The sequence below is a fragment of the Glaciimonas immobilis genome (genome assembly GCF_011947285.1).
Taxonomy (GTDB): Bacteria; Pseudomonadota; Gammaproteobacteria; order Burkholderiales; family Burkholderiaceae_D; genus Glaciimonas; species Glaciimonas immobilis.
The window spans coordinates 282,743-305,576 of sequence record NZ_JAAOZT010000006.1; the positions used below are offsets into that span (position 1 = coordinate 282,743).

Annotated in this window: 14 protein-coding genes; 10 read left to right on the top strand and 4 right to left on the bottom strand. The window is 52.4% G+C overall.

Translation table 11 applies throughout. The annotated features are described in order from the left end of the window. Positions 1-70: 70 nt before the first annotated feature. The 3 genes from HAV38_RS10455 to HAV38_RS10465 all read right to left on the bottom strand — a co-directional run bounded on the left by HAV38_RS10455 (position 71) and on the right by HAV38_RS10465 (position 3,352). Positions 71-1,441, bottom strand: coding sequence for a hypothetical protein (locus tag HAV38_RS10455; protein WP_168055102.1), 1,371 nt, complete (start codon positions 1,439-1,441; stop codon positions 71-73). 133 nt (positions 1,442-1,574) lie between these two features. After that, complete coding sequence (locus HAV38_RS10460; RefSeq protein WP_168055104.1) at positions 1,575-3,020, bottom strand: hypothetical protein; 1,446 nt, start codon at positions 3,018-3,020, stop codon at positions 1,575-1,577. Next, positions 3,002-3,352 (bottom strand): hypothetical protein, encoded by a 351-nt coding sequence (locus HAV38_RS10465; RefSeq protein WP_168055106.1) that lies wholly within the window; start codon positions 3,350-3,352, stop codon positions 3,002-3,004. Before HAV38_RS10465 ends, HAV38_RS10460 begins: the two co-directional genes overlap by 19 nt. A gap of 367 nt (positions 3,353-3,719) precedes the next feature. On the opposite strand from HAV38_RS10465, the gene HAV38_RS10470 reads away from it, so the two are divergent. The 5 genes from HAV38_RS10470 (at position 3,720) to HAV38_RS10490 (ending at position 8,203) form a co-directional block, all read left to right on the top strand. Further along, the gene (locus tag HAV38_RS10470) at positions 3,720-4,040 is read left to right on the top strand and encodes a YbaB/EbfC family nucleoid-associated protein (protein ID WP_168055108.1); all 321 of its coding nucleotides are present in this window, start codon (positions 3,720-3,722) and stop codon (positions 4,038-4,040) included. 137 nt (positions 4,041-4,177) lie between these two features. Continuing rightward, positions 4,178-4,774: a recombination mediator RecR gene (recR, locus tag HAV38_RS10475; RefSeq protein ID WP_168055110.1), complete on the top strand. Its 597-nt coding sequence runs from the start codon at positions 4,178-4,180 to the stop codon at positions 4,772-4,774. Positions 4,775-5,212: 438 nt separating this feature from the next. Further along, a complete protein-coding gene (locus tag HAV38_RS10480; RefSeq protein WP_168055112.1) occupies positions 5,213-6,250 on the top strand; it encodes an ABC transporter substrate-binding protein in 1,038 nt (345 codons plus the stop codon). A 139-nt stretch (positions 6,251-6,389) separates the two neighbouring features. Next, positions 6,390-7,223, top strand: coding sequence for an ABC transporter ATP-binding protein (locus HAV38_RS10485; RefSeq protein WP_245182311.1), 834 nt, complete (start codon positions 6,390-6,392; stop codon positions 7,221-7,223). A 128-nt stretch (positions 7,224-7,351) separates the two neighbouring features. After that, on the top strand, positions 7,352-8,203 hold the full coding sequence (locus HAV38_RS10490) for an ABC transporter permease (protein WP_168055114.1): 852 nt from the start codon (positions 7,352-7,354) through the stop codon (positions 8,201-8,203). Between the two features lie 230 nt (positions 8,204-8,433). On the opposite strand, the gene tal is transcribed toward HAV38_RS10490, so the two are convergent. After that, positions 8,434-9,369: a transaldolase gene (tal, locus tag HAV38_RS10495; RefSeq protein WP_168055116.1), complete on the bottom strand. Its 936-nt coding sequence runs from the start codon at positions 9,367-9,369 to the stop codon at positions 8,434-8,436. Between the two features lie 581 nt (positions 9,370-9,950). On the opposite strand from tal, the gene HAV38_RS10500 reads away from it, so the two are divergent. The 5 genes from HAV38_RS10500 (at position 9,951) to HAV38_RS10520 (ending at position 22,480) form a co-directional block, all read left to right on the top strand. Then, positions 9,951-11,747 (top strand): ShlB/FhaC/HecB family hemolysin secretion/activation protein, encoded by a 1,797-nt coding sequence (locus HAV38_RS10500; protein ID WP_245182312.1) that lies wholly within the window; start codon positions 9,951-9,953, stop codon positions 11,745-11,747. A 117-nt stretch (positions 11,748-11,864) separates the two neighbouring features. Further along, positions 11,865-21,215 (top strand): hemagglutinin repeat-containing protein, encoded by a 9,351-nt coding sequence (locus HAV38_RS10505; RefSeq protein ID WP_168055118.1) that lies wholly within the window; start codon positions 11,865-11,867, stop codon positions 21,213-21,215. Between the two features lie 12 nt (positions 21,216-21,227). Next, complete coding sequence (locus HAV38_RS10510) at positions 21,228-21,536, top strand: hypothetical protein (protein WP_168055120.1); 309 nt, start codon at positions 21,228-21,230, stop codon at positions 21,534-21,536. A gap of 175 nt (positions 21,537-21,711) precedes the next feature. Next, positions 21,712-21,870 carry a hypothetical protein gene (locus HAV38_RS10515; protein ID WP_168055122.1) on the top strand — a complete coding sequence of 53 codons (159 nt, stop codon included), beginning with the start codon at positions 21,712-21,714 and terminating at the stop codon, positions 21,868-21,870. A 358-nt stretch (positions 21,871-22,228) separates the two neighbouring features. Further along, positions 22,229-22,480, top strand: coding sequence for a hypothetical protein (locus tag HAV38_RS10520; protein ID WP_168055124.1), 252 nt, complete (start codon positions 22,229-22,231; stop codon positions 22,478-22,480). Positions 22,481-22,834: the final 354 nt, after the last annotated feature.

A 22,834-nucleotide genomic window follows, 5' to 3' on the forward strand; every position in this document is an offset into this window, starting at 1 on the left:
CGGTAGTTCGCTGCCGTCCGAGACCGGAACACAGGGCGATATAAGTACCCTCATGATTTCTCAAGGCCGATCAGTGCGTTACGCGATAATACAACTGATCTAATTCGGGTGAACACAGTACTTTTGTGAATAAATTTTCTAGCGATGCGTCCCCTCCTTTTCTAAAACTTTTCAGCAAGTCTTCATGAGGGAGAGTACCACCTTCACACAAACGCAATAGTAATTTCAAATGATGCGATATAAGGTCATCCATACTTGCCCTGAGTTTAGGAGGCTGACAAGAATAGTCGGTACAAGAATTTTCGGACATGATGGATAGCTGCTGACTGATGTTCCGCCCCTCGAATTGATCTATAGTCAAGAGTTGTGCCAGCAAATTCTGTGAACCAATTACTTTTTCGACGGCAGCGTGATAGTAACTAGCAAGGATATCAATACTCGTGAGGTCCGGGCCAGCATTGAGTGCGCGCCATAGAATATCGCTGGCTTCTAGATAATCCCTATCCTGTTTGGTCTGTGCTGACACGGATTCAAGAACATTATTTTGCAGCAGAAAATTCTCATAAATGTCGCTACGCAAAGTAAATGCATCGATAGAGGGGGCTAGCAATTTATTACTGCTGGTGAATAAGTTGACGCCAGTGGCGACTGCATCAGGCAATTGCTCTGTAATACCATATTGCGTTGGTTCGGCGCGAGGAATCTCTATCCACTTCGTTTGTGTAACTGACGCCGGTACCAGGCACACAAAATACGGATCATATGCTGGTGGCCTGGTTTCAGTAGTACTATTTTCGAGAAGCTGCGTAGCACGGTTTTCTCCTTCAACCGTAGGACTCGTGGTTATTTTAGTCGGTCGAGGAAGCAGAATGAGAATATTGCCAGGAGAAGGTACCGGGCATATTTCCCGCAAGAGAACATGGGGTGTTTTACTGGTGTCAAACCAATAACTCCAATATCTGTCCTGTTTATCGATGAGAACAATCTTTTGCGTTAACGGAAGATTTATCAGTGCGCCAATCACATGATGGCCCAGAAGAAGTGCAGAGCGCTCAGGATTCTGGCCCCTAAGGATCGTTGCATTGCGCAGACTGTATTGAATATCGCGGAGAGTATTGTTATTATTGTCCTGGTCGATCCGGTTGATGGTTATAGTTAGTCGCTCTTCTCTGACGCTGGTCAGAGGATCAGAGTGCTGCATTTCCATTTCTACGTGGCGCTTATCTGTGGCGTATCTAATTAACCGCGCATTTTGATCCATCGCTTTATCAATATACTGGGCCGGCAAGAATACGTTCCCGGAGTACAAATTGTCGCTAACACTCACCGCACCCTGAATAGATCTTGCGAGCGTTTGAGGATCAGATGAACAGCTTGCAACCTCATTTTGTCTTATAGGTGGTGTCGAAGGCGGTGATGTAGGGGGTGAATTTGATATCATATTTTTTTACTCCGGTTTTAATTTGGATTCGCCATTCTTTCAGCACAAAAACCATTCTGGTTGCTATGCTCCGTGCGCCTTATTTTGGCGGAGCTCGAGATTTCACCAAATGTATTGCATCCGATTTAAGGGTTTATTTTTTAGTGCCTTTTTTAGAAAAAAATTTATTCCAGAGTTGGCCGCGTTGTGATTCAGATTGACGCTGGGACTTCATTTCCATCGTTCCATCCACAGCCGTTGCCGTATTTGGGACCAAGTCTGTTGATGCTGACGATACCGGAATCGGGAAGATCTGTTTACGTATTTGAATACGCAAGGTAGATAACGCTAGCGAACACGATACTAAGTCGAGGGTGCTTTTTAGCGATTCGATCCCTCCCTCTGTTAAACTTTTGGTCAACTCCTCAGAGGAGAGGTGGCCAGCTTTAAGCAAATTCAGAAGCTCTTTCAAATGCCTGGATAAAATGCGATCCAGGACTGGATTAAGTCGAACAGGATGAGAAGAGGAGGGCCCAGTAGAAGATGTCCGGACGAGTTCGGCTAACTTTTTATTGACGCTGCACCCGTGGTATTTGTCTTGCGTCAATAACCGTGCCCGCCGGTGTTCTTCATTAGGTAATTTGGACAAGACCTTGGTATACGCAGTATCCAGTAGTTTAAAACTTTTGCCCCCGGTGGCCGGATTAGCATTGAGTCCGTGCCATAGAATAGCGTCCGCTTCTAAATAACGCACCTCCTCTTCGTGTCGCGCCGCCACCATTTCAAGTGTATCTGTTTTTGCAGCGAACGTACTGTAGGTGAGCTTACGCAAAACATCAGCATTTATATTGACAGACAAATTTTTGCTGTTGCTGAATAGGGTTAGGCCCGTGCTGAGTGCCTCAAACAATTTCTCCGGGGTCCCAAATCGGCTTGGTTTGGGGAGGGGAATTTCTTGCCACGTCTCTGAACTGCCTGGCGCCGGTGCCAGGCATACAAAATAGGGGCCATAAGCTAGTGGTAGTGTCCCAGATATAGCCTCTTCCGCAAGCGCCGCATTCGGTCGTATCATTTCCGCCATATGCGCCGTCTGCGGTCGGGGAAGCTTAATGATAATTTCGCCGGGTGTCGGGGATTCATCATGAAGCTCAATATCGGATTCTCCCGCGCTTTCAGGTTTAAAATGCCATGATCTATTTTGGCTATCTATCAGGGTAAAATACGGTATCAACGGAAGAACTCCCAGCTCTGCTATCACGTGGGGGGCCAGCAAAATTCCAGAGTGCTCAGGAGTCTCGTTCTTAAGGATCGTGCCATTGCGCAGACTGAACTCAATATCGGTGAGAATGTATTTTTTGTTTTTCTGGTCAATCTGGTTTATCGCTATATCGAGTTGCTTTTCTTGCCTTCTTTCAATGGCTTTGTTTTTTTTAAATAAGGTCGTTTGTCTTAAAGTTAGGGTGTCTTTTACTCTCTGCGTGAAGGTTGCCAGTTCAATTTTTTCTAAAACCTGATCAGACTGGGTATTTTTAGTACTATCTATTTCGGCCTCAAGTTGTCGCCATGCAGATGGCAACAACTTCAGGTCCGGCCACTGCATATTTTCATGGGCGTCAAAGTCTGCGTCTCAGTTTCCGAAAAAATATTTGTTTGTGCTTCTGCAAATTCACTTTGAAAAGTTCGTGTGAGCTCAGTATCCGCAAATAAATCTTGCAGTTTTATACTAGATGCGTGGGCTTCTCCCTGGCTTTTGCGAGAATCTACGTTGGGAGTATTTGTCGATGCATCCCCTCCTGTGGTGAAAAGTGCGGGCACATTTTGCACACCCGTGGCGGCTGTTGCGAGCGTTGGATGCGTCTTTGGTGCTTCCGGTGAAATAGGTCTAATAGTTGGTGTTGGTGTCGCAGCCTGAAATACGGGATTTGGAAACATATTTTTTTACTTCGATGTTAATTTCGATACCGCATTCTTTCAGCATAAAAGCACTTGCTGATATCAAAAAACGGTCATCCACAGAAATCGTCACGTTGACATATCAGTACATCTATTCGGTTTTGCCAATATGAATGTGTAGGGTTTTAGCCAATAAGGGTCTTGGTGAAAATTGGCGTTCACATTATTTGTACTCAATGCAGTTTTTACGCGCTTTGGATGAAGCTTTGGTGTGTCAATCCGGTCCGTGGCATGTAAAATCGGTGGCTGACGTAAATCCTGAGTTCCAATACTTAATATCCTCGATTTGATATCATTTATCTTGATGTCATTAAATTTACTAACATAGACTTACCGGAGAAATACCATGATGAAAGGTCAACTCGCAGGCTTGATGAAGCAAGCCCAGGCCATGCAGGACAATATGAAAAAAGCGCAGGATCAATTGGGCTTGATTGATGTCGAAGGCGTATCAGGCGGTGGTCTGGTCAAAGTTCTCATGTCCTGCAAAAACGCGGTTAAACGCGTCACCATCGATCCGTCCTTGCTGGCTGAGGACAAGGACATGCTGGAAGATTTGGTCGCCGCCGCTTTCAATGACGCAGTGCGTAAGGCGGAAGAAACCTCGGCCGAAAAAATGTCAGGCCTTACCGCAGGAATGCCACCCGGCTTTAAAATGCCATTCTAAGAATCTGTTTTCGGTCTGCAATTACGATCTGCAACGAGCGGGCGTCTGTGGGTGTGTTACCGCATTTGGTGGCGACCCACATTTATATGCAATATGCCAACGGGTCGTGAGACCTGTTTTGGTTTTTAAGGTCTGATGTGAAAACCCCATCCAGTCTCGCGCTATTAACAGAAGCTTTACGTCATCTGCCGGGCGTAGGCCCCAAATCGGCGCAACGTATGGCCTATCATTTATTGCAGCATGACCGCGATGGTGCTGCGCTACTTGGTCGCGCACTCACCCAAGCGGTCGAAAAAATTCAGCATTGTTCTATGTGCAATACATTCACCGAGAACGACTTGTGCGAAGTATGTATCGACGGGGAGCGCGATGCCACGTTGTTGTGCGTAGTGGAAACCCCAACCGACCAGTTGATGATCGAGCAGACGTTAACATATAAAGGCTTGTATTTTGTCTTAATGGGCAGATTATCGCCGCTGGATGGTATCGGTCCCAAGGATATTCAACTCGATAGATTAATCCTTCGAGCGACTGACGGCACGGTTGCAGAGGTCGTGCTGGCGACCAACTTTACCAATGAGGGGGAAGCCACGGCGCATTACATCAGTGAAACCATGAAGGCGCGGGGTCTGCGGGTGAGCCGCCTGGCACGCGGCGTACCGGTTGGCGGTGAGTTGGAATATGTCGATGCGGGAACTATCGCCCGCGCCATGTTGGACCGTCGAGCAACCTGATTTTGAGTGTTCTGAGCCAAGCAAACATAAAAAGGGTATAACAGGAGGTTGTGAAATAATTAATTTTTAACATGAGGGATAATGCCGTTACCGCCACCTTATGTCATTAAATACGTGGAATATCAAAAAGCGTATGCAAGATATAGGAAGTCGCGGTGGGAGCCGCCACCGTTTAGTTCGTGAAATAATTTCAAGTCACCCTTTAAAGATGCCTGCGGTATTATGTCGAGGCAATTAAAACATAAAAAAGGTCAGGTTCACGCGTTTTAATAACAAGCCAAAAATAGCGTTCTGTGCAAGCCTTAGAGCCGGAGCGCTAACTGAAAGCCGCCGTTAAGCGTGGCGGATAACTGATTAAACGGTGTTTTGTTATCGCTATGTTGTAATCTTATGGTGTAATAATTACGCATCACGCACCTATCAAGTTGAGGAGACAAAATGAAATTTAACTGGAAACAGTTTGGTATCGCACTCTGCCTGTTCCTGGCGGGTTATTTGACATTTAATAGCAAATTATTCGCCCAGACATTAGAAAAACCTAAAGTCTCCATCGCGGTCGGCGGTAAGAATTTGCTGTACTACTTGCCGCTAACGGTTGCCGAACAGCTGGGATATTTTAAAGATGAAGGTTTGCAGGTTGAAATTTCCGATTTCGCTGGCGGTGCAAAAGCATTGCAAGCACTAATCGGTGGTAGTGCAGATGTCGTTTCCGGCGCCTTCGAGCACACCATCAGTATGCAAGCCAAAAACCAGATTATCACAGCCTTTGTATTGCAAGGCCGTGCGCCGCAAATTGTCATGGCGGTGTCCAACAAGACCATGCCACACTACAAAACGATTGCGGATTTAAAGGGCAAAAAAATTGGCGTCACTGCGCCAGGTTCTTCTACCAGCATGATGAGCAATTTTGTGTTGGCAAAAGGCGGCCTGAAACCGACTGACGTTTCGTACATTGGTGTAGGTGCATCGGCGGGTGCGTTATCGGCTTTGCGCTCCGGGCAAATTGACGCCATCGCCAATCTGGATCCGTTGATCACTATGTTGCAGCAAAAAAACGAGATCCGGATCATTTCCGATACCCGCACATTAAAAGAGACCAATGCGATATTTGGCGGTCCGATGCCTGCGGCGACCTTGTATGCTTCGGCTGACTTTATCAAAAAATATCCTAATACCACGCAGGCCTTAACTAATGCGATGGTACGTGCATTAAGATGGCTGCAAAAGGCCGCTCCTGAAGATATCGTCAAGGCCGTGCCGGAAAGTTATTTGTTAGGTGATCGCCCGTTGTACATCGCTGCCTTTACCAAAGTGCGGGAGGCGATCTCGCCAGATGGTAAATTCCCTGAAGGGGGCGCAGTTACAGCATTACATACGCTAGAGTCTTTTGATCCGACGTTAGCTGATAAAAAAATAGATTTATCTACAACCTACACGAATGCGTTCGTAGATAAAGCTGACCAAAAGTATAAATAAACAATTCGGCATGCTGCATAAATTGCAGTAAGTGCCGCAATAAATATTAAATCGCCCTGCACCGAAAAAAAGGAGCGCAGGGCGATTTATTTTTGTATCTAATGCATCTATTTTAATCGTGATTTTTTCGGCTTGCGCCATGCCACCTATGACACCAGATTCGTCGATACCAGCATTGTTTCTCGACAATATCAGCTGCACATTCATTTCAAAGGATGATCGTTCGCAGCGCTATACCGCCGTTGCAGATACCACCTTATCCATCGCCCCGGGTGAGTTCGTTTCCGTGGTAGGGCCAACGGGCTGCGGTAAATCGACCTTGCTGAACGTCGGTGCCGGCTTACTACAACCATCGACTGGTAGCGTGAAAGTGTTCGGCAAAGAATTAGCCGGAATTAACCAGCGTGCCGGTTATATGTTTCAGTCAGAGGCATTAATGCCATGGCGCAGCGCGCTACAAAACGTCATCGCAGGTTTGCAGTATCGCGCGATGGACGACGCGCAGGCAAAGCAGCTGGGCGAGGAATGGCTGGCCCGGGTGGGCTTGCAAGGGTTTGGCGATCGTTATCCGCATCAACTCTCGGGCGGTATGCGTAAGCGCGTTTCGCTGGCGCAAACGTTGATCCTTGACCCTGACATCATTTTGATGGATGAACCTTTTTCAGCACTGGATATCCAGACACGCCAGTTAATGGAAAACGAAGTACTAGACCTGTGGAATGCAAAAAAGAAAGCCGTGCTATTCATCACCCACGATCTGGATGAAGCGATTGCCATGTCGGACCGCGTGATTGTCCTGTCCGCAGGGCCGGGCACCCACCCGATAGGTGAGTTCGTCATTGATCTGGAACGTCCACGCGATGTGGCAGAAATTCGTACCGATCCGCGCTTTGTCGAACTGCATCGGCAGATATGGAGCGTGCTCCGCGATGAAGTCCTGAAAGGCTATCAGCAACAGAAAAAAATTGCCTGAATTGGGCGCACGGAATAGGGCAGACTGAAATAGTCGACTGATAAAGTAAATTTTCGATAGTCGCAATAGGACGGTCCAGGGTTCAAGAACGTTCTTGTGACGAATCAAATAAGAAAGAGTACGACATCATGTGGCAAGCGATTAAACCCAATTACAAAAATATGCGTCTCTATCAGGCGCTAGTGCTGGTCATTTTTTTTGCAGTCTGGCATCTGGTTACGCGTAACCCGCAGACAGCGTTTTTCTTTGGCGAACCCGTCAAAGTGATGATCCGCATCTGGCAATGGTTTACGGTCGGCAGCGGTAGTCTGGATGTGGGTCTTGCAGATAGCACATGGTTCACCCTAACGTTTCCCGGAGAGATTTACTCTCATCTGCTGGTGACGTTGACCGAGACCATGCTGGCGTTTGGAATCGGTACTGTATTGGGTTTGGGCGTAGGGTTGTGGCTCGCTCTGTCGCCGTTGACTTCGGCAATTCTGGATCCGTATATCAAAGCGTCCAACGCTATGCCACGGGTGATTCTGGCACCGATTTTTGCGATGTGGTTCGGCCTTGGCATCTGGTCCAAGGTGGCATTGGCGGTCACATTGGTCTTTTTTATTGTGTTCTTTAATGTGTACCAGGGCGTGAAGGAAGTCAGCCCTGTGGTGTTGTCGAACGCGCGTATGTTAGGTGCCAACCAGCGCCAGTTGTTGCGGACGGTTTATTTGCCATCGGCGACTTCGTGGGTATTTTCTAGTTTGCATACTTCGGTTGGGCTGGCTTTTGTGGGTGTCATCGTGGGTGAGTATTTGGGTTCTGCGCGTGGGGTGGGTTATCTGATTTTGCAGGCTGAAGGGGCGTTTGATATTAATACTGTTTTTGCCGGGATTTTGGTGTTGACGGCTTTTGCTTTGATACTTGATTCGGTGGTTGGATTGATTGAGAAGCGGTTGATGAAGTGGCAGCCCAAGGGAGGAGATACTGAGCGGCTTTAAGCGATGGGTCGATAGGTTAAACGGTTAGTGCTCCGTAGATGCTAGCACGGAGCCTTCCGCACAATCGATTTGCTCTTCCCTCGATGGGGTGAGTTTTTCTACCATCCCCTGCGGATAGCGCCCTGATATTCTGCGCTTACTACCGCGGACGTCGGCACAACGTCCGCATAATTCGAGGTGGAGGAACTGAGCGTCGCTGGCAAGCCAGCCACAAACATGCTTCGCATTTTTTAACGCAACGCTTCAATCAACTGCTCCAGCTTAACCGTATCAGCACTAAATTGGCGGATGCCTTCCGCCAATTTTTCGGTAGCCATGGCATCATCATTTACCATATTCCGGAATGCGGATTCATCCAGGCTAATTTTCTCAATATTCGCTTCTCTTGAAGCGTCGGCGCTGAGCTTGCGGACGATTGGATCGCTACTTTCTTCCAGTTTTTTCAACAGGTCAGGACTGATGGTCAGCAAATCGCAGCCGGCCAGTTCGATAATTTGGGAGGTATTGCGGAAGCTTGCACCCATGACTTCGGTGGCATAACCGAATTTGCGGAAGTAGTTATATACCTGCTTGACGGATTGCACGCCAGGATCATCCGCGCCCGTATATTCCTGCCCCGTAGATTTTTTGTACCAGTCATAGATACGACCAACGAAAGGAGAGATAAGCTGCACTTTTGCTTCGGCACAAGCAATCGCTTGCGGTAGCGAGAACAACAAGGTCAGGTTGCAACGAATACCTTCTTTTTCCAATACCTCGGCGGCGCGGATGCCTTCCCAGGTCGATGCAATTTTAATCAGTATGCGCTCGCGATTAATGCCTGCCGCCTCATACAATCCGATCAGCTTGCGGCCTTTTTCGACCGTGCCCTGCGTGTCAAACGACAGGCGTGCATCGGTCTCGGTGGATACACGGCCCGGAATGATTTTCAAAATCTCCAGACCGAATACGATCAGTAATTGGTCAATGATATCGTGCGTTGACAGGGCGGCATGGTCACGCACCGCTTGCGCCATCAGCGGTTGATAGTCCGTTTTTTGCACGGCCTTCAAAATCAGGGACGGATTAGTGGTTGCGTCGCGCGGCGCGAACGCTTTCATCGTCTGAAAATCGCCCGTGTCAGCAACGATGGTGGTGAACTGTTTGAGCTGTTCTAGTTGGTTCATGGCAGGTATCGGTGCGGTTAGGTTAATCGAGATGTCGAATTTTTAAATGCGCAGATTTCCAAGTGTCTTTAACGGCGATTTGCAGGCGGCGCGTGCACGGCATTATTCTACGCAAAATTCATCGTAAGCCAAACTGCGAACATCGGCAACCTTAACAGTTAAGTGTCTTTCATGGCGTTATTAGTTCCTCTATGGTCGGCGAATCACACGTTATCAGACGTTAATGCGGTCCTCCAGTCTAACAGGCCAGGCCTCACTACCATATTGCAGCAAAGTAACGTGTGATTTTTGCATGATCCGGTGCAAAGGATTGATTCGCGACCTTACTGCTGGGATGTGATTTGATCCGTGTAGCGCTCAAATCTTCATGGTATCAAGACTGTCGCGATGCCCGGACCGAAAACGTCGAGGCGAATAGCGTGAAACGAAAATGCTGTCCCATACAGAATACTCTGCCGCCTACAGATAAGTCTGTAGTATTTGTAGATAATTCTCCCATCATTTTCAGATTTATCTCATATCAATTGGGCATTCCCACTTTGTAAAATAATGCGTCCCGGTTATTTACAAATAGGTTGCATTTGAAAAAGACTCATGAGGCCTTTGGCCTTCACTCTGATATTCCCTCCGTATGGTTTAGTTTTCCTCAACTTGCAAAATCTTTATTATTAAGTAGCACTATTTTTGTCTTTTGCGCCCAGGCTGCCGAACCGCTGCAAACACCGTCCACCGAAGAACAACGTCGCCGCAGTAAGGCCGAAGCCGAGGCGCGCCAGCGCGCCATGCACGCGCCCAAAGTCGCGCTGGATAACGGCGCTGTCGCCGGTAGTGATACTGCTGATGCATTGTCGCTTCCGGTCGAGTCGCCTTGTTTTATCGTGCAGCAATTTTCACTCACCGTGCCAGCGCAACTATCTGCGGCCGCTAAAGTAACCGGCGCGAGCGCTTTATTACTGGATCCGTTTCGGTTCGCTCAGGACTATTTGCAGCAATATGCCGGTACTTGCGTCGGTAAAGACGGCTTGAATGTGATCGTTCAACGCTTGACCAATCTGATTTTGCAGCGCGGTTACAGCACAACGCGCATCGGCATTCCTGCACAGGATTTATCTGGCGGCACTCTCACGCTCGCCTTGGTGCCGGGCGTGATTAAGACATTACGTTTTGCCGATCCGGCAACTTATGGAACGCTAAGAAATGCGTTTCCTACCGGTCCCGGCCGCTTGCTAAATTTGCACGATCTGGAGCAAGGATTAGAGCAACTAAAGCGTATTCCAAGTCAGGACGTTGATATGAAAATTGTGCCGGGCCAGGTGCCCGGTCAAAGCGACGTTATGGTGGCTGTCGAGCGCGCCAAAGCATGGAAATTGAGCGGGCACGTGGACGATAGCGGTGCACAAAGTACGGGCAAGTTGCAGGCGGGTTTTAATGTTAGCGTCGATAATCCGCTCGGCCTCAGTGATATGGTCAATATCGGCATCAACACCGATGCCGACCGCAAGGCGGGTCAGCATGGTAGTAGCGGTAACAGTCTTTATTATGCGGTACCGGTCGGTTACTGGCGCTATGCGCTCAGCGCCAGCAGTCTTGATTATCATCAGCAAATTGCAGGGACATATCAAAACTTTGTATCGGCGGGCAAGTCACGCAATCTGGAATTTACGGTAGACCATTTATTTCAACGCAGCCAATCTCAAAAGAATAGCTGGCAATTTAAAGTCGGCAAGCGCTGGAGTCACGCTTATATCGACGAGACCGAAATCGATGGGCAGAAGCGCAATACGACCTTCGCTGAACTGGCCTGGGTCCATCAACATTATTTCGGCAACGCCCAGCTTGACCTGACCTTCGCCAATCGCTGGGGCGTCTCGTGGTTTAACGGTCAGGCCGACGAGGAGTGGCGCAGCAACGCCGATCCAACGTTCCGCTACACCCTGCAAAGCCTCGACGCGACCTTGGTTGTGCCTTTCAGTATCGCGCGCCAACCGCTCACTTATATCGGCACATTACGTGCTCAAAATACGCGCTCACCTTTATACGTGACCGACCAATTATCGATCGGTAATCGCTATACCGTGCGCGGTTTTGATGGCGAACTGACGCTGGCAGGGGAAAGGGGTTTCTTCTTCCGCAATGAACTCGATATCCCGCTCGCCCAAAGCGGTCAGTCGGCGTACCTGGGCATCGACGTCGGCAAAATATACGGCCCCAGTGTGCAGTATCTGTTGGGCGACAAGATCGCGGGCGCGGTGGTCGGTGTACGTGGCGGATATGGTGGTTTCAATTACGACTTGTTCTCCAGTTGGTCACTCTACAAACCTGCAGGTTTTGACACTGCGACCCCGGCGCTCGGTTTCAGCCTGAGCTATCAATATTAACCACACTCGTAACAGTGTTCCGGCCCCGTTAAACGCGGCCGTGATCATTTGTGCACCTTTCAAACGCCATCGCCGGTCCTTGTGCTTTGGTCGCGCTTTCTCAGAATTGGACACTGCATGAACAAACTAGCCTATCGCGTTATCTTTAATCGCACTCTTGGTCGCCCTACGGTCGTCGCAGAAAATGTCTCGGGTGGTGGCAAGTCCGGTAACGCTGCCAGTACAGTTGGCACGGTCCGTTCGCCCAGTTTTAGGTTGATCACGTTGCGCGTACTCATCGCCGCGGTCTTCGGTAGTGTCACCATCGTCCACGCCCAAATCGTGGCCGATCCGAATGCTGGCGCACACCGTCCGACTGTCGATCAAACCGCCAACGGACGACCAGTAGTGCAAATCACGGCACCCAACGCGGCGGGGCTAAGTCATAACCAGTACCAGCAGTTTAATGTCGGACCCAACGGCGCGATTCTCAACAATGCCCGCGGCATTACAGCCACTCAACAGGGCGGTCTGATTGATGGCAATGCGGCATTATCCCGCGGCAGCGCCCGCATCATTCTCAACGAGGTACGCGGCGCCGGTCGCAGTCAACTATCGGGCTATACCGAAGTGGCCGGACAGCGTGCCGAGGTCATTATCGCCAACCCGAATGGCATCACGTGCAGTGGCTGCGGTTTTATCAATACCACCCGTGGCGTGTTGACCACTGGTGCACCGGTCTTCGGCGGCGATGGCAGTTTGCGTGCGTTTCGCGTCGTCGGCGGCGCGATTACGGTCAATGGTTTGCAAGGCGGTAACACCGATCAGCTCGATCTGATCACGCGCAGTGTGCGCGTCAATGGACAGCTCTGGGCCAATCGGCTCAACGTGGTGGCCGGTGCGAATGAGGTAAATTATGCCGATCTGGGCGTGCAAGTCCTTGAGTCCGCGGGCGAAGTGCCAACGGTCGCGATTGACGTGGCGCAACTTGGCGGTATGTATGCCAACAAGATTCATCTCATCGGTACCGAAGCCGGTGTCGGGGTTGCCAGCATGGGCACGCTGGCGGCGCAAGCGGGCGATATCAGCATCGACAGCCGCGGCAAGGTGACGCTCAACGGCAACACCCACGCCAGCGGTCACATCGGGATTCGCAGCGATGACGACGTCACCAATAGCGGCACGATATACGCACAGCAACAACTCCGGCTGAATAGCGCCGGACAGGTTCGCAATACCGGCACGCTGGCCGCACAACAAGATCTGACGATCCGTGCCGCCCAACTAGACTCGAGCGGTTCGCTGGCGGCCGGGATCGATCCGTCCGGGCATGCAACGCAACCGGGAAGCTTACAGTTGAGCGCCAGCGGCGTATTGTCGGTGACCGGTCAGCAGAGTGCTGGCGGCAACATCGCCATCACCGGAGGGAGCCTCAATCTGGCGCATGCCCGAACCAGCGCGGCGGGCAACATTGCACTGACCGCGACTGTCGGGGATATCGATCATACCGGTGGCAATTTGCAGGCGCTTGGTGCGACGACATTTAACGCTAGCGGGACGGTGATCAATGACCATGGTGTGGTGCACACCGCGCAACTCGATAGTCGATCAGCACGGTGGTCCAATCGGGATGGCATCTTCACGCAATCGGGTAACGGCGACTCACTGATCAGCACCAGTGCAGACTTCGATAACACGGGCGGCAACCTGTCGAGCAACGCGCAGAACCTGATACTACACACTGGTAATCTGACCAACACCACCGGCACGCTGCAGCACGCTGGGTCCGGTACCTTGCGCATCGCTAGCAACGCGCTGCATAACGTGCAGGGGAGTATCGTCAGCAATGGCGATCTCGCAATTAGCGCTGCCGCCCTCGATAATCAGCGCGGTCGGTTAATGGCCAACGGCAACGTCGCGTTACACACGGCAGGAGCGCTGAATAATACCCACGGCAGCATCCAGGCTGCGCAGGCGCTACAATTAAGCGCCACCGATATTGATAACAGCGCTGGCCATTTGGTCTCGCTCAATACCGATGGACTGACACTGGCCGTCACCGGTCAACTGACCAATGGCGCAGACGGCGTCATTGGCGGCAATGGCGATGTCACATTGAGTGCCGCTAACCTGCGCAATAGTGGCACCATCACCGCTAGTAAACATCTATCGGCTTACATCAAAAATCAACTCAATAACAGTGGCGGACGGCTCGCGTCAGGACAGACGCTGCAGCTCCGGGCGGACAGTGCGATCAATGCGCAAGGTAGTCTGGATGCCGCGCAGATTAACGCGACTATCGCCCAATTCAACAACAATGCTGGTCTGATCAATGCCGATCAACTGACGCTCCAAAGCGTTAATTTGCATAACCAGCAAGGGCATATCACCCAGTTGGGCACCGCTGCCAGCATTATCGATATCGCGGACTTGCTCGACAACAGTCAGGATGGCGTAATTCAGAGTAATAGCAATGATCTGACGCTCAGTCCGCAGCAACTCGACAACCGCGGCGGCACGATTGCGCTGGCGGGCACCGGTCGGCTGGGTATCAATGTTTATGGCCCTTCTGCATTGCACAACGAGGGCGGTAGTATTGGCAGTAACGGCCAACTGAATATTACCTCCTCTCGCATCGATAATCAGGGCGGCACGATGTTTGCGCAAGGCCGCACCAGCGTGTCCGCGACGCTAGGCGCTGTGGACAACCGCGCTGGCGGCTATATCGGCGGCAGTTACCTGACGATCAATGCAGCGGGGGCGATCAATAATACGGCAGGCAAAATAGAGGGTACGCAAACCGGTCTGAGTATTATTGGCCAGAGTCTGCAAAATGCCAGCGGCACGATCCAAAGCGTAGCGCAAGGCACGCGCCCCACCGGACTTTCGCTATGGATCGCGCAAGGTATTCATAACGGGATTGCCAACGGGGTTGGCGGTTTTATCGGTAGCGCTGGCACCATCGACCTGCATGCTGGCGGTCTCGATAACAACGGCGGCACGCTCTACGCTGACAACGACCTGACGCTGACGCTGAAGGGTGGTGCAGCAAGTGGTTCGGAACAGGGCGGCCTCGTCAACACCGAAGGCGTGATCCAGGGTGGGGCCAACGTTCACGTCAGCGCCACCGGTGCAATTCGCAACCAGCAGGGCCGGATTGAGGCCAATGGCAGCGCTGCCACTCTGACAGTCTCCGGTAGCAACCTTGATAATAGCGCAGGACGGATTGCCAACAGCGGCACCGGTCTCACGCACATCGAGAGCGCTGGCAATATCATCAACACCACGGCTGGCACCATCGGCGGCAATGGCGACGTCACACTGACCAGCGGTCAATTGGACAACAGCACCGGCGGGCAGATCGTCGCTGCGGGCAACCTGCTCCTTGATACGCAGGATCATCTGAGCAATAACGCTGGCAACCTGTATGCGGGCAAAAACCTGCAACTTGATGCAAGCGAGCATCGCACCACGCTTACCAATATCGGCGGTCATATCGGAGCGGCAGGTAATATCGCGCTCTCCGTCGCCAGCCTCGACAATAGCGCTGGTCTGATTGGCAGCGCCGATGCTAAAGACGATGAAAAAGGGAGGCCCAAGAATGGTGAAGGCGGTCAGGGTGGTGAAGGCGCAAACATTGGGGACATTACCATCTCCGCCAGCGGCACGCTGACCAACAGCGCCGGCACTATCGGCAGCGCCCGCAATGTGCACATTAGCGCCTCCACGCTAGCGGGCGAGGGTGCAGTTATCGCCGGTCAGGACGCGCTGATCCAGTTGCAAGGGAATTATCACAACACCGCCGCTAATCTGCTCGTCGCCAACCGCGATCTGACGCTGACCACCACCGGCAATCTGATCAACAGCGGACGTCTCGCAGCCGTTCGCGATGTGCGCCTGAACGCCAATAATATAGACAACCAACGCACTGGCCTGATCAATGGCGGCGACGGCAGTGTCGTGATCCGCGCGGTGCATGGCCTACACAATACCGGACGTATTTATGGCAACGCGATTGTGCTCGGTGCGCAAACCGTGACCAATGATATCGACAATGAGACGCAGCAAGCCGGCGTCATTGCGTCGCGCAATACCTTACACATCGGTGCCGCAACCATCATCAACCGCGAGCATGCGTTATTTCAAAGCATGGGCGACATGGTGCTGGGCGGCGCTTTAAATCCCGAGGATGCTGTGATCTGCAACGCCGCCATGATCCGCAATACGTCGGCCACCATCGATGCTGGCGGCGCACTGACCATTGATGCCGCCACCTTGATCAATGAGAACAATCACTTCACCACCGCCCTCGCCACCGATCCGGCGCAGACCCGGCAGGTCACAGAATACCGCGCCTGGAACAGCGACGTCTGGTATCGTCCCGACCAGATCAGCTGGAGCGATAGCGGCAAAGGCGGGATCGTGTTGGTTGTCCCCGGCGGTGATCGCTTTGAAAAGTTTTACAAGCGCGATTATCGCCAAACCGTTCAGCAGTCGGTAGTCACGCATAGCGACCCTGGCACCATCACCTCAGGCGGCAACATGCGCCTGTCAGGTACAGTCACCAACGATAAAAGCATCATCATTGCCGGTGGCACACTCAGCGGCAATATCGACGCGATCCACAATCTGGGCGCTGCCGGAGAAATCCGCACCACCAACGCCATGACTGCCGGGCAAAATTACTACCACTGGGTCAGTGGCAAGCATCATGATAATCACTATCAATATGATAACAACGGTGCGGCCTATGACGTAGTATTACCCTCCGTCCCGCTGGCGTTGCAGGTCTGGACCCAACAGGAAAATACCCAGCCGGTCACCGGCCCTAATCACGCGCTCGGCAATGGCGTAGACGCCAACGCACTCCCCGCCGTCGACGGCAGCGACCTGTCGGCTAATGACGCGGACAATAGCGTAGGCGAGGGTGCACAGCATGGTGTTGACGCAGCAGACGGTGATGCGGGAACCGGCACCGACACCGCTGGCAGTCATCAAACCGTCGGCGATGCAATCGCGCCACTGCCGGATCTGATACTGCCCAACAACGCGCTGTTTATTGTGCATAAAGAGCCAGGCCAAGCGTATCTGATCGAGACCGATCCGGCCTTCACTAACTATAAAAAGTTTATTTCCAGCGACTACATGCTGAGCCGCCTCTCGCTCGATCCACAAAAAATCCAGAAACGGCTGGGCGATGGTTTCTATGAACAAAAGCTAATCAACGACCAGATCGCCCAACTCACCGGCAAGCGCTTTCTGGGCAACTATCACAACAACGAGACGCAATATCAGGCCTTAATGGAGGCGGGTATCGCCAGTGCCGAGGCGTTCCAGCTTACCCCCGGCATCGCACTGACCGCCGCCCAAATGGCCGCGCTCACCGCCGACATCGTCTGGCTGGTGGCGCAAACCGTCACCTTGCCGGATGGCAGTCAGACCGAGGTATTAGCGCCAGTGGTCTACCTCAGCCGCGCCAGCGCTGGCGACATCGCCCCCACCGGCGCCCTGATGGCCGCGCACGATATCGACCTCAGCGTGCACGGCAGTCTGGATAACGGCGGCACGCTGCAAGCGACCGACCACCTGATCGTCCACGCCACCGACATCGCCAACAGCGGCAACCTGCGCAGTACCGGCCAAACAGGCAGCACCCACTTAATCGCCACCAACGACATCCTCAACAATGGCGGCAATATCAGCGGTCATCGCGTCGGCATCCTGGCCGGACGCGACGTCACGCTACGTACCGGCACTACCACTGCCAGCAGCAAAAACGGCAGCAATATCGGATTAGGCAACATTGCCAGCATCAACGCCGACCAACTCGCCGTACAGGCCGGACGCGACGTCACCCTGAGCGCCGCCAGCGTCAACGTCAGTGGCGACGCCAGCTTCAGCGCCGGACGCGATCTCAGCCTGAACACAGTCACCACCCAGCGCACCGACAACATCCGCTACAACGACCAGAATCACCTCGACGCCAGCCAGACGCAGGTCAACGGCACCAGTATCAACGCGGGCGGTAATCTGGCACTGATTGCGGGGCAGGATATTAATGCCAGTGCCGCCACGGTTAATGCCGGGGAGCAACTGGCTGCGGTAGCCGGACGCGATATCACGGTAACCACGGCACGACAAGACAGCAGCATGGATCAGGCGATTCATACAACCTCCAAAGGCATCATGTCGTCGTCCAGCAGCAGTTCCAAAGCGCACGACCAGACCACCGAGGCGATCGGCAGCAGTTTCACTGGTAACACCATCGCCATGCAATCCGGGCGTGACATCACGGTCAAGGGCAGTCAGGTGATCGCCGCCAGCGATCTCACGCTCAATGCAGGTCGCGATGTCAGCATCACCAGCGCGCAACAAACCACCCAGAACAGTTTCTCCGCGGAAGAAACCAGCAGTGGTCTGGCAGCCAATTTCATGTCCGGTCTCAGTTACAGCAAAACCGCCCAAGATCAGGCCCAGACCGGCACCAGCGTCACCCAGATTGGCAGCGACATCAGCGGCGCCAACGTGCACATCAGCAGCGGTCGCGATACCAGCGTCACCGCCAGCGTGATTACTGCCGATCAGGACATCGGCATCAACGCCGGACGCAACATCAACATCCTCGCCGCCGCCAACACAGAAACCTCCGACGCCAGCAGTCATAGCAGTGGCACCCGCATGGATATCACAGGCGGCGCCAATGCCCGCTTCACCAATTACGGCACCAATAGCGCCTTGCAAAATAACACCGCCGAAGCGACCGACTACAGCACCAGCCTGCTATCAGCCAACGGCGGCAACCTCAGCCTGCAAGCCGGACTGGACCGCCAATATCGAGGCACAGGCCAAGGCAATGTCATCACCCAAGGTGCGGAGCTATTGGCCCAGGAAAGCCTGAACATCGCGGGTAACGCCGTTGATCTGCAGGCCATCCACAACGCCAGCAACAATCAATCCCATGCCGAAACCCACAGCGTCACGTTAGGCAGCAGTCTGACCGGCGCACTCGGTGGTGCCGTCACCCGCATCGGCGACATGGTCGCCGAAAGTCAGCACACCAGCAATACGCGCCTCCAAGGCGCACTGGCCCTCAAAGCTGGTTATGACGCCTACAAACTCGCCGGGGCGTTGCCCGGCGCGGTCGATGCCGCCAGTGACAGCATCAGCGCCACCGCCGATGTGCTGGCCAAAGAGAAACCCGCTGCGCAAGGTGCCGGTTTCGGCGTCAGCGTCAGTCTGGGGGTGGGGCAAAGCAAGCAGGACAGCAAGAACCGCGCCACGCAAGCGCGTGGCACCACAGCCCAAGCCCATACCATCAACATCACCAGCCGCGACGGCGATATCCTGATGGAAGGCGCCAAACTACAGGCCAACGATATCAGTCTCGACGCGGCCAGAAATATCCAACTGATCGCCGCCGCCAACAGCACCGATCTGCAATCGACCAACAGCGGCAGCAATGCCGGCATCGGTGCCACGTTAGGCTCCAACGGCGAGCAAACCGGACTCAGCTTCCAGCTCGGCGCATCCGGTTCCAAAGGCCACGCCAGCGGACACGAGACCAACTACGACAACACCCAGATCAGCGCCACCGACCACCTCACCATCAAAAGCGGCGGCGATCTGACTATGCGCGGTGCACAACTCGCCGGCAACACAATCAACGCCGACATTGCCGGCGACCTCAACATCCTGACCCAGCAAGACCTCAGCAACTTCGACAGCAAACAAGAAAACGGCGGCTTTAGCCTCAGTCTGTGCATCCCGCCGATCTGTGCCGGATCGATGTTCAGCGGCAGCCTCAACTACGCGCGCCAACAGGTCGAACACAACTACCAAAGCGCAGTCGGCCAAAGCGGCATCGCCGCCGGAACGGGGGGATTTAATATCAATGTCAAAGGCAACACCGACCTGACCGGTGCAGCCCTCACCAGCACCGCCCGCGTCGACAAAAATAGCCTGCACACCGCCAGCCTCACCAGCCGCGACCTCGCCAACCAACAACACACCAAAGCCGAGGCCATCAGCATCAGCGCCTCCACCGGCGGCATCGCCAGCAACGTCATGCAAAATGTACTCGGCAACCTCAACGGCGGCAAAGGCATGCCAAAAAACAACGATCAGCACAGCAATACCAACAGCGTCATCAGCCCCGCCACCATCACCATCACCGGCAGTGGCGATGCCGCGACCGACGCCAATAGCGAAACCACCGCCACCACACTCACCGAACGCGACGCCAGCACCGCCAACGGCGCGCTGACCAACACCCTGACGCTGCAACAGGCACAAGACCTGCAACGCCAGCAACACCAAGCGCAAGAAGACCAGCGCAGCGCCGGTCTGGTTGGTGCCGTACTTGCCAACATGGTCGGAGATATGGCACAAGGGAAGTGGGCCGATGGCTCGCCACAAAAGATCGCGCTGCATGGCATCGTCGGATTAATCGAAGCCAGGATCGGTGGTGGCAGTGCCGCCGCTGGCCTGGCAGCCGGGATGACGCATGAAGCAATGGTGCCGGTGCTGGTGGATTATTTAATCAGTCAGGGCTATACACCCGGTTCACAGGATTTTAATGACATGATGAACCTGGGTGCCACGCTGGTGGGTGCGGCATCGGGGGCGCTGGCCGGGGGAGGTGCGAGAGATGCTGGGATTGGTGCGAATGTGGGCGTGATTGCTGATCAGAATAATCGGCAATTGCATCCTGATGAGAAAAAGTGGATTAAAGGTAATGCATCACGTTATGCGCTAAAAAAAGGAATTTCAATTGAGCAGGCGCAACAAGAATTAACAGCACAGGCAGATCGGCAAGTCCAGTCTGGCTCGTCTGGCACGTGGGATCAAAGTGCTTATACCTTTTTAAATAAAGCAGGGCGTGGTTTGCTGCCATTAGAAGGCACTAGCGGTACTGGTTTTATGTTCTATGCAACCCCCAAACAGAAAGGGAATACCGATATGTATGCAGGTTATGGCGCAGCGAACAAGCCAGCGGATGGCGATGTTGCTGCGGCAATTAATCGGGACCTGGCTACTCGAGAACTGGCAAGTAAGGCGACGGTTACCGCGGCTGCGCTTGCGGGTACTGCCGCAGGAATTGCTTCGGCTGCGGAAATCTATGCCGCTTATAAGGCTGCTGCGGCGGCGTATTCGATGGGGACAGCTTTGGGGACGGGGATGGCGGTTGGAGGTGGATCTTATACGGGTTCGGCTGCGGCTGGCGCTGTCTACGAAAGACTATTTGGGACAGGTCAAGATTTTAGTACCGGATTTGATCAACGATTCTCATATTCTGGATTGGCTGCCGCAACGACCGTTGGTGGTTTAACTGGTATGTATGGCACTGCGATGTTCGGTTGGGCTGGTGTACCAAATTCCATCAAGAACTTAGCGACACTGCCTGGTTTTATTATTAGGGCCAATAGTGTCGTGGCAGGTAAAGCTGCTGGTAGTGCAGCGCAAGCTGCTGTTAAACCATCTAACCAGTGATAGGAGGCCATCATGTTTGACGGTTTGTGGCATGGCATATTTGGTGGATTGTTTGGCCCTGGGATTGCTCAATGGATGAATCGATTTAAATATTGGGTAATTTTTTTAACCGGAATGGCAGGCACTTATATTGGGTTGTATGTAGCAGGAATTTATACAAAAGGGCTAAAGATTGCCACTCAAATTATGCTAAAAAATATCATTGCTCCTGATCTTATTCTTGTTTCTGTAGGAATAGGTTTGCTAATGCTCTTCGTCGCGTTCGTAGGTGTATTAGGCACTTCAAAAAAATCAAGTGAAGACGATAAAAATGATTCGTAGTACTTCGCTCTATTTTTTTGATGGGGACGGCTTTGGAGACTGGGGGAGCTTCTTATACAGGTGGAGTAGCTTTAAGCTCCATATTTAATAAAACACATCTTTTAGAAAAGCTTTCGATCAACGTTTTTCTTATCCTGGATTAGCGACTGCTATGACAGTCGGGGGTTGAACTGGCATGTACAGTACGGCGATGTTTGGCTGGGCGGGTGTGCCGAACGCGATCACAAATTTAGCAACACTGCCGGGGTTTATCATTCGCGTCAATGGCGGGGTAGCCGGTAAAGCCGCTGGCAGCGCGGCGCAGGCAGTGATTAACTCATCTGCTAACCAATAATCGGAGCCCCTTTTGTTGACGGTTTTTGGTCTGGGATATTTGGCGGTCTGTTTGGCCTTGGGACTGCACAATGGTTGAGCCGGTTTAAGTATTGGGTAGTTTTTTTAGTCACGGCTTTAGTTCGCACGACATTACTTCTTGGCCTTTCTATCTATACCAAAGAGGGAGTGAAACACTTAGATTCTTCTTTGCCGATACACATTCGACTTTGCTAGTCATTTTTTGCCTCTAGGTTTAGGATTGAGTGCAGTATTTATTGCATTTTTGGGCTCGTTGAACAGTCGCCCCAAAGTCAGTCCTGATGCTAACAATGAGCTAAAAAGTAGCTGTCTTGTTTCGTCTTTAAGCGATGGTGCCGGTGGATTATTTAATCAGTCAGGGCTATACACCCGGTTCACAGGATTTTAATGACATGATGAATCTGGGTGCCACGCTGGTGGGTGCGGCATCGGGGGCGCTGGCGGGGGGAGGGAGCAGGGATGCCGGGATTGGTGCGAATGTGTGGGTGATTGCGGATCAGAAAAATCGGCAGTTGCATCCGACCGAGAAAACTTTAGTAAAAAAAACTGCCGGCGGGCAGCAACGGAAAACATACTGTAAAGCAGGTTGAAGAGCAGAGGGACAGCATGTAGATGATTACCAATGGTGTAACCGAAGGCGGTACCCCGGCGACGATCATCGGTAAAATTTTGGATGCTTGAGAGTGTGTACCAATACACCTTCAGTCAGACCCTGCGTTTTAGGCGATTCCTTCTGCTCGTCGTTAATATTCAACATATAAAATATTCTATATGTGCATAATAATTTATGCAGGTATTTTAAAATTGCACTATGATGCTTTGAGTAAACTTTACTTAACGTGGTTCTAGCGTGGTCGGATTTCCCCGTTTACCCTTGCTGCCCGTAGCTGTAGGTGCAGTCCCGAGAAGCGGTCACCGATTCTGGTAGTTTAGCGCTGATTTTT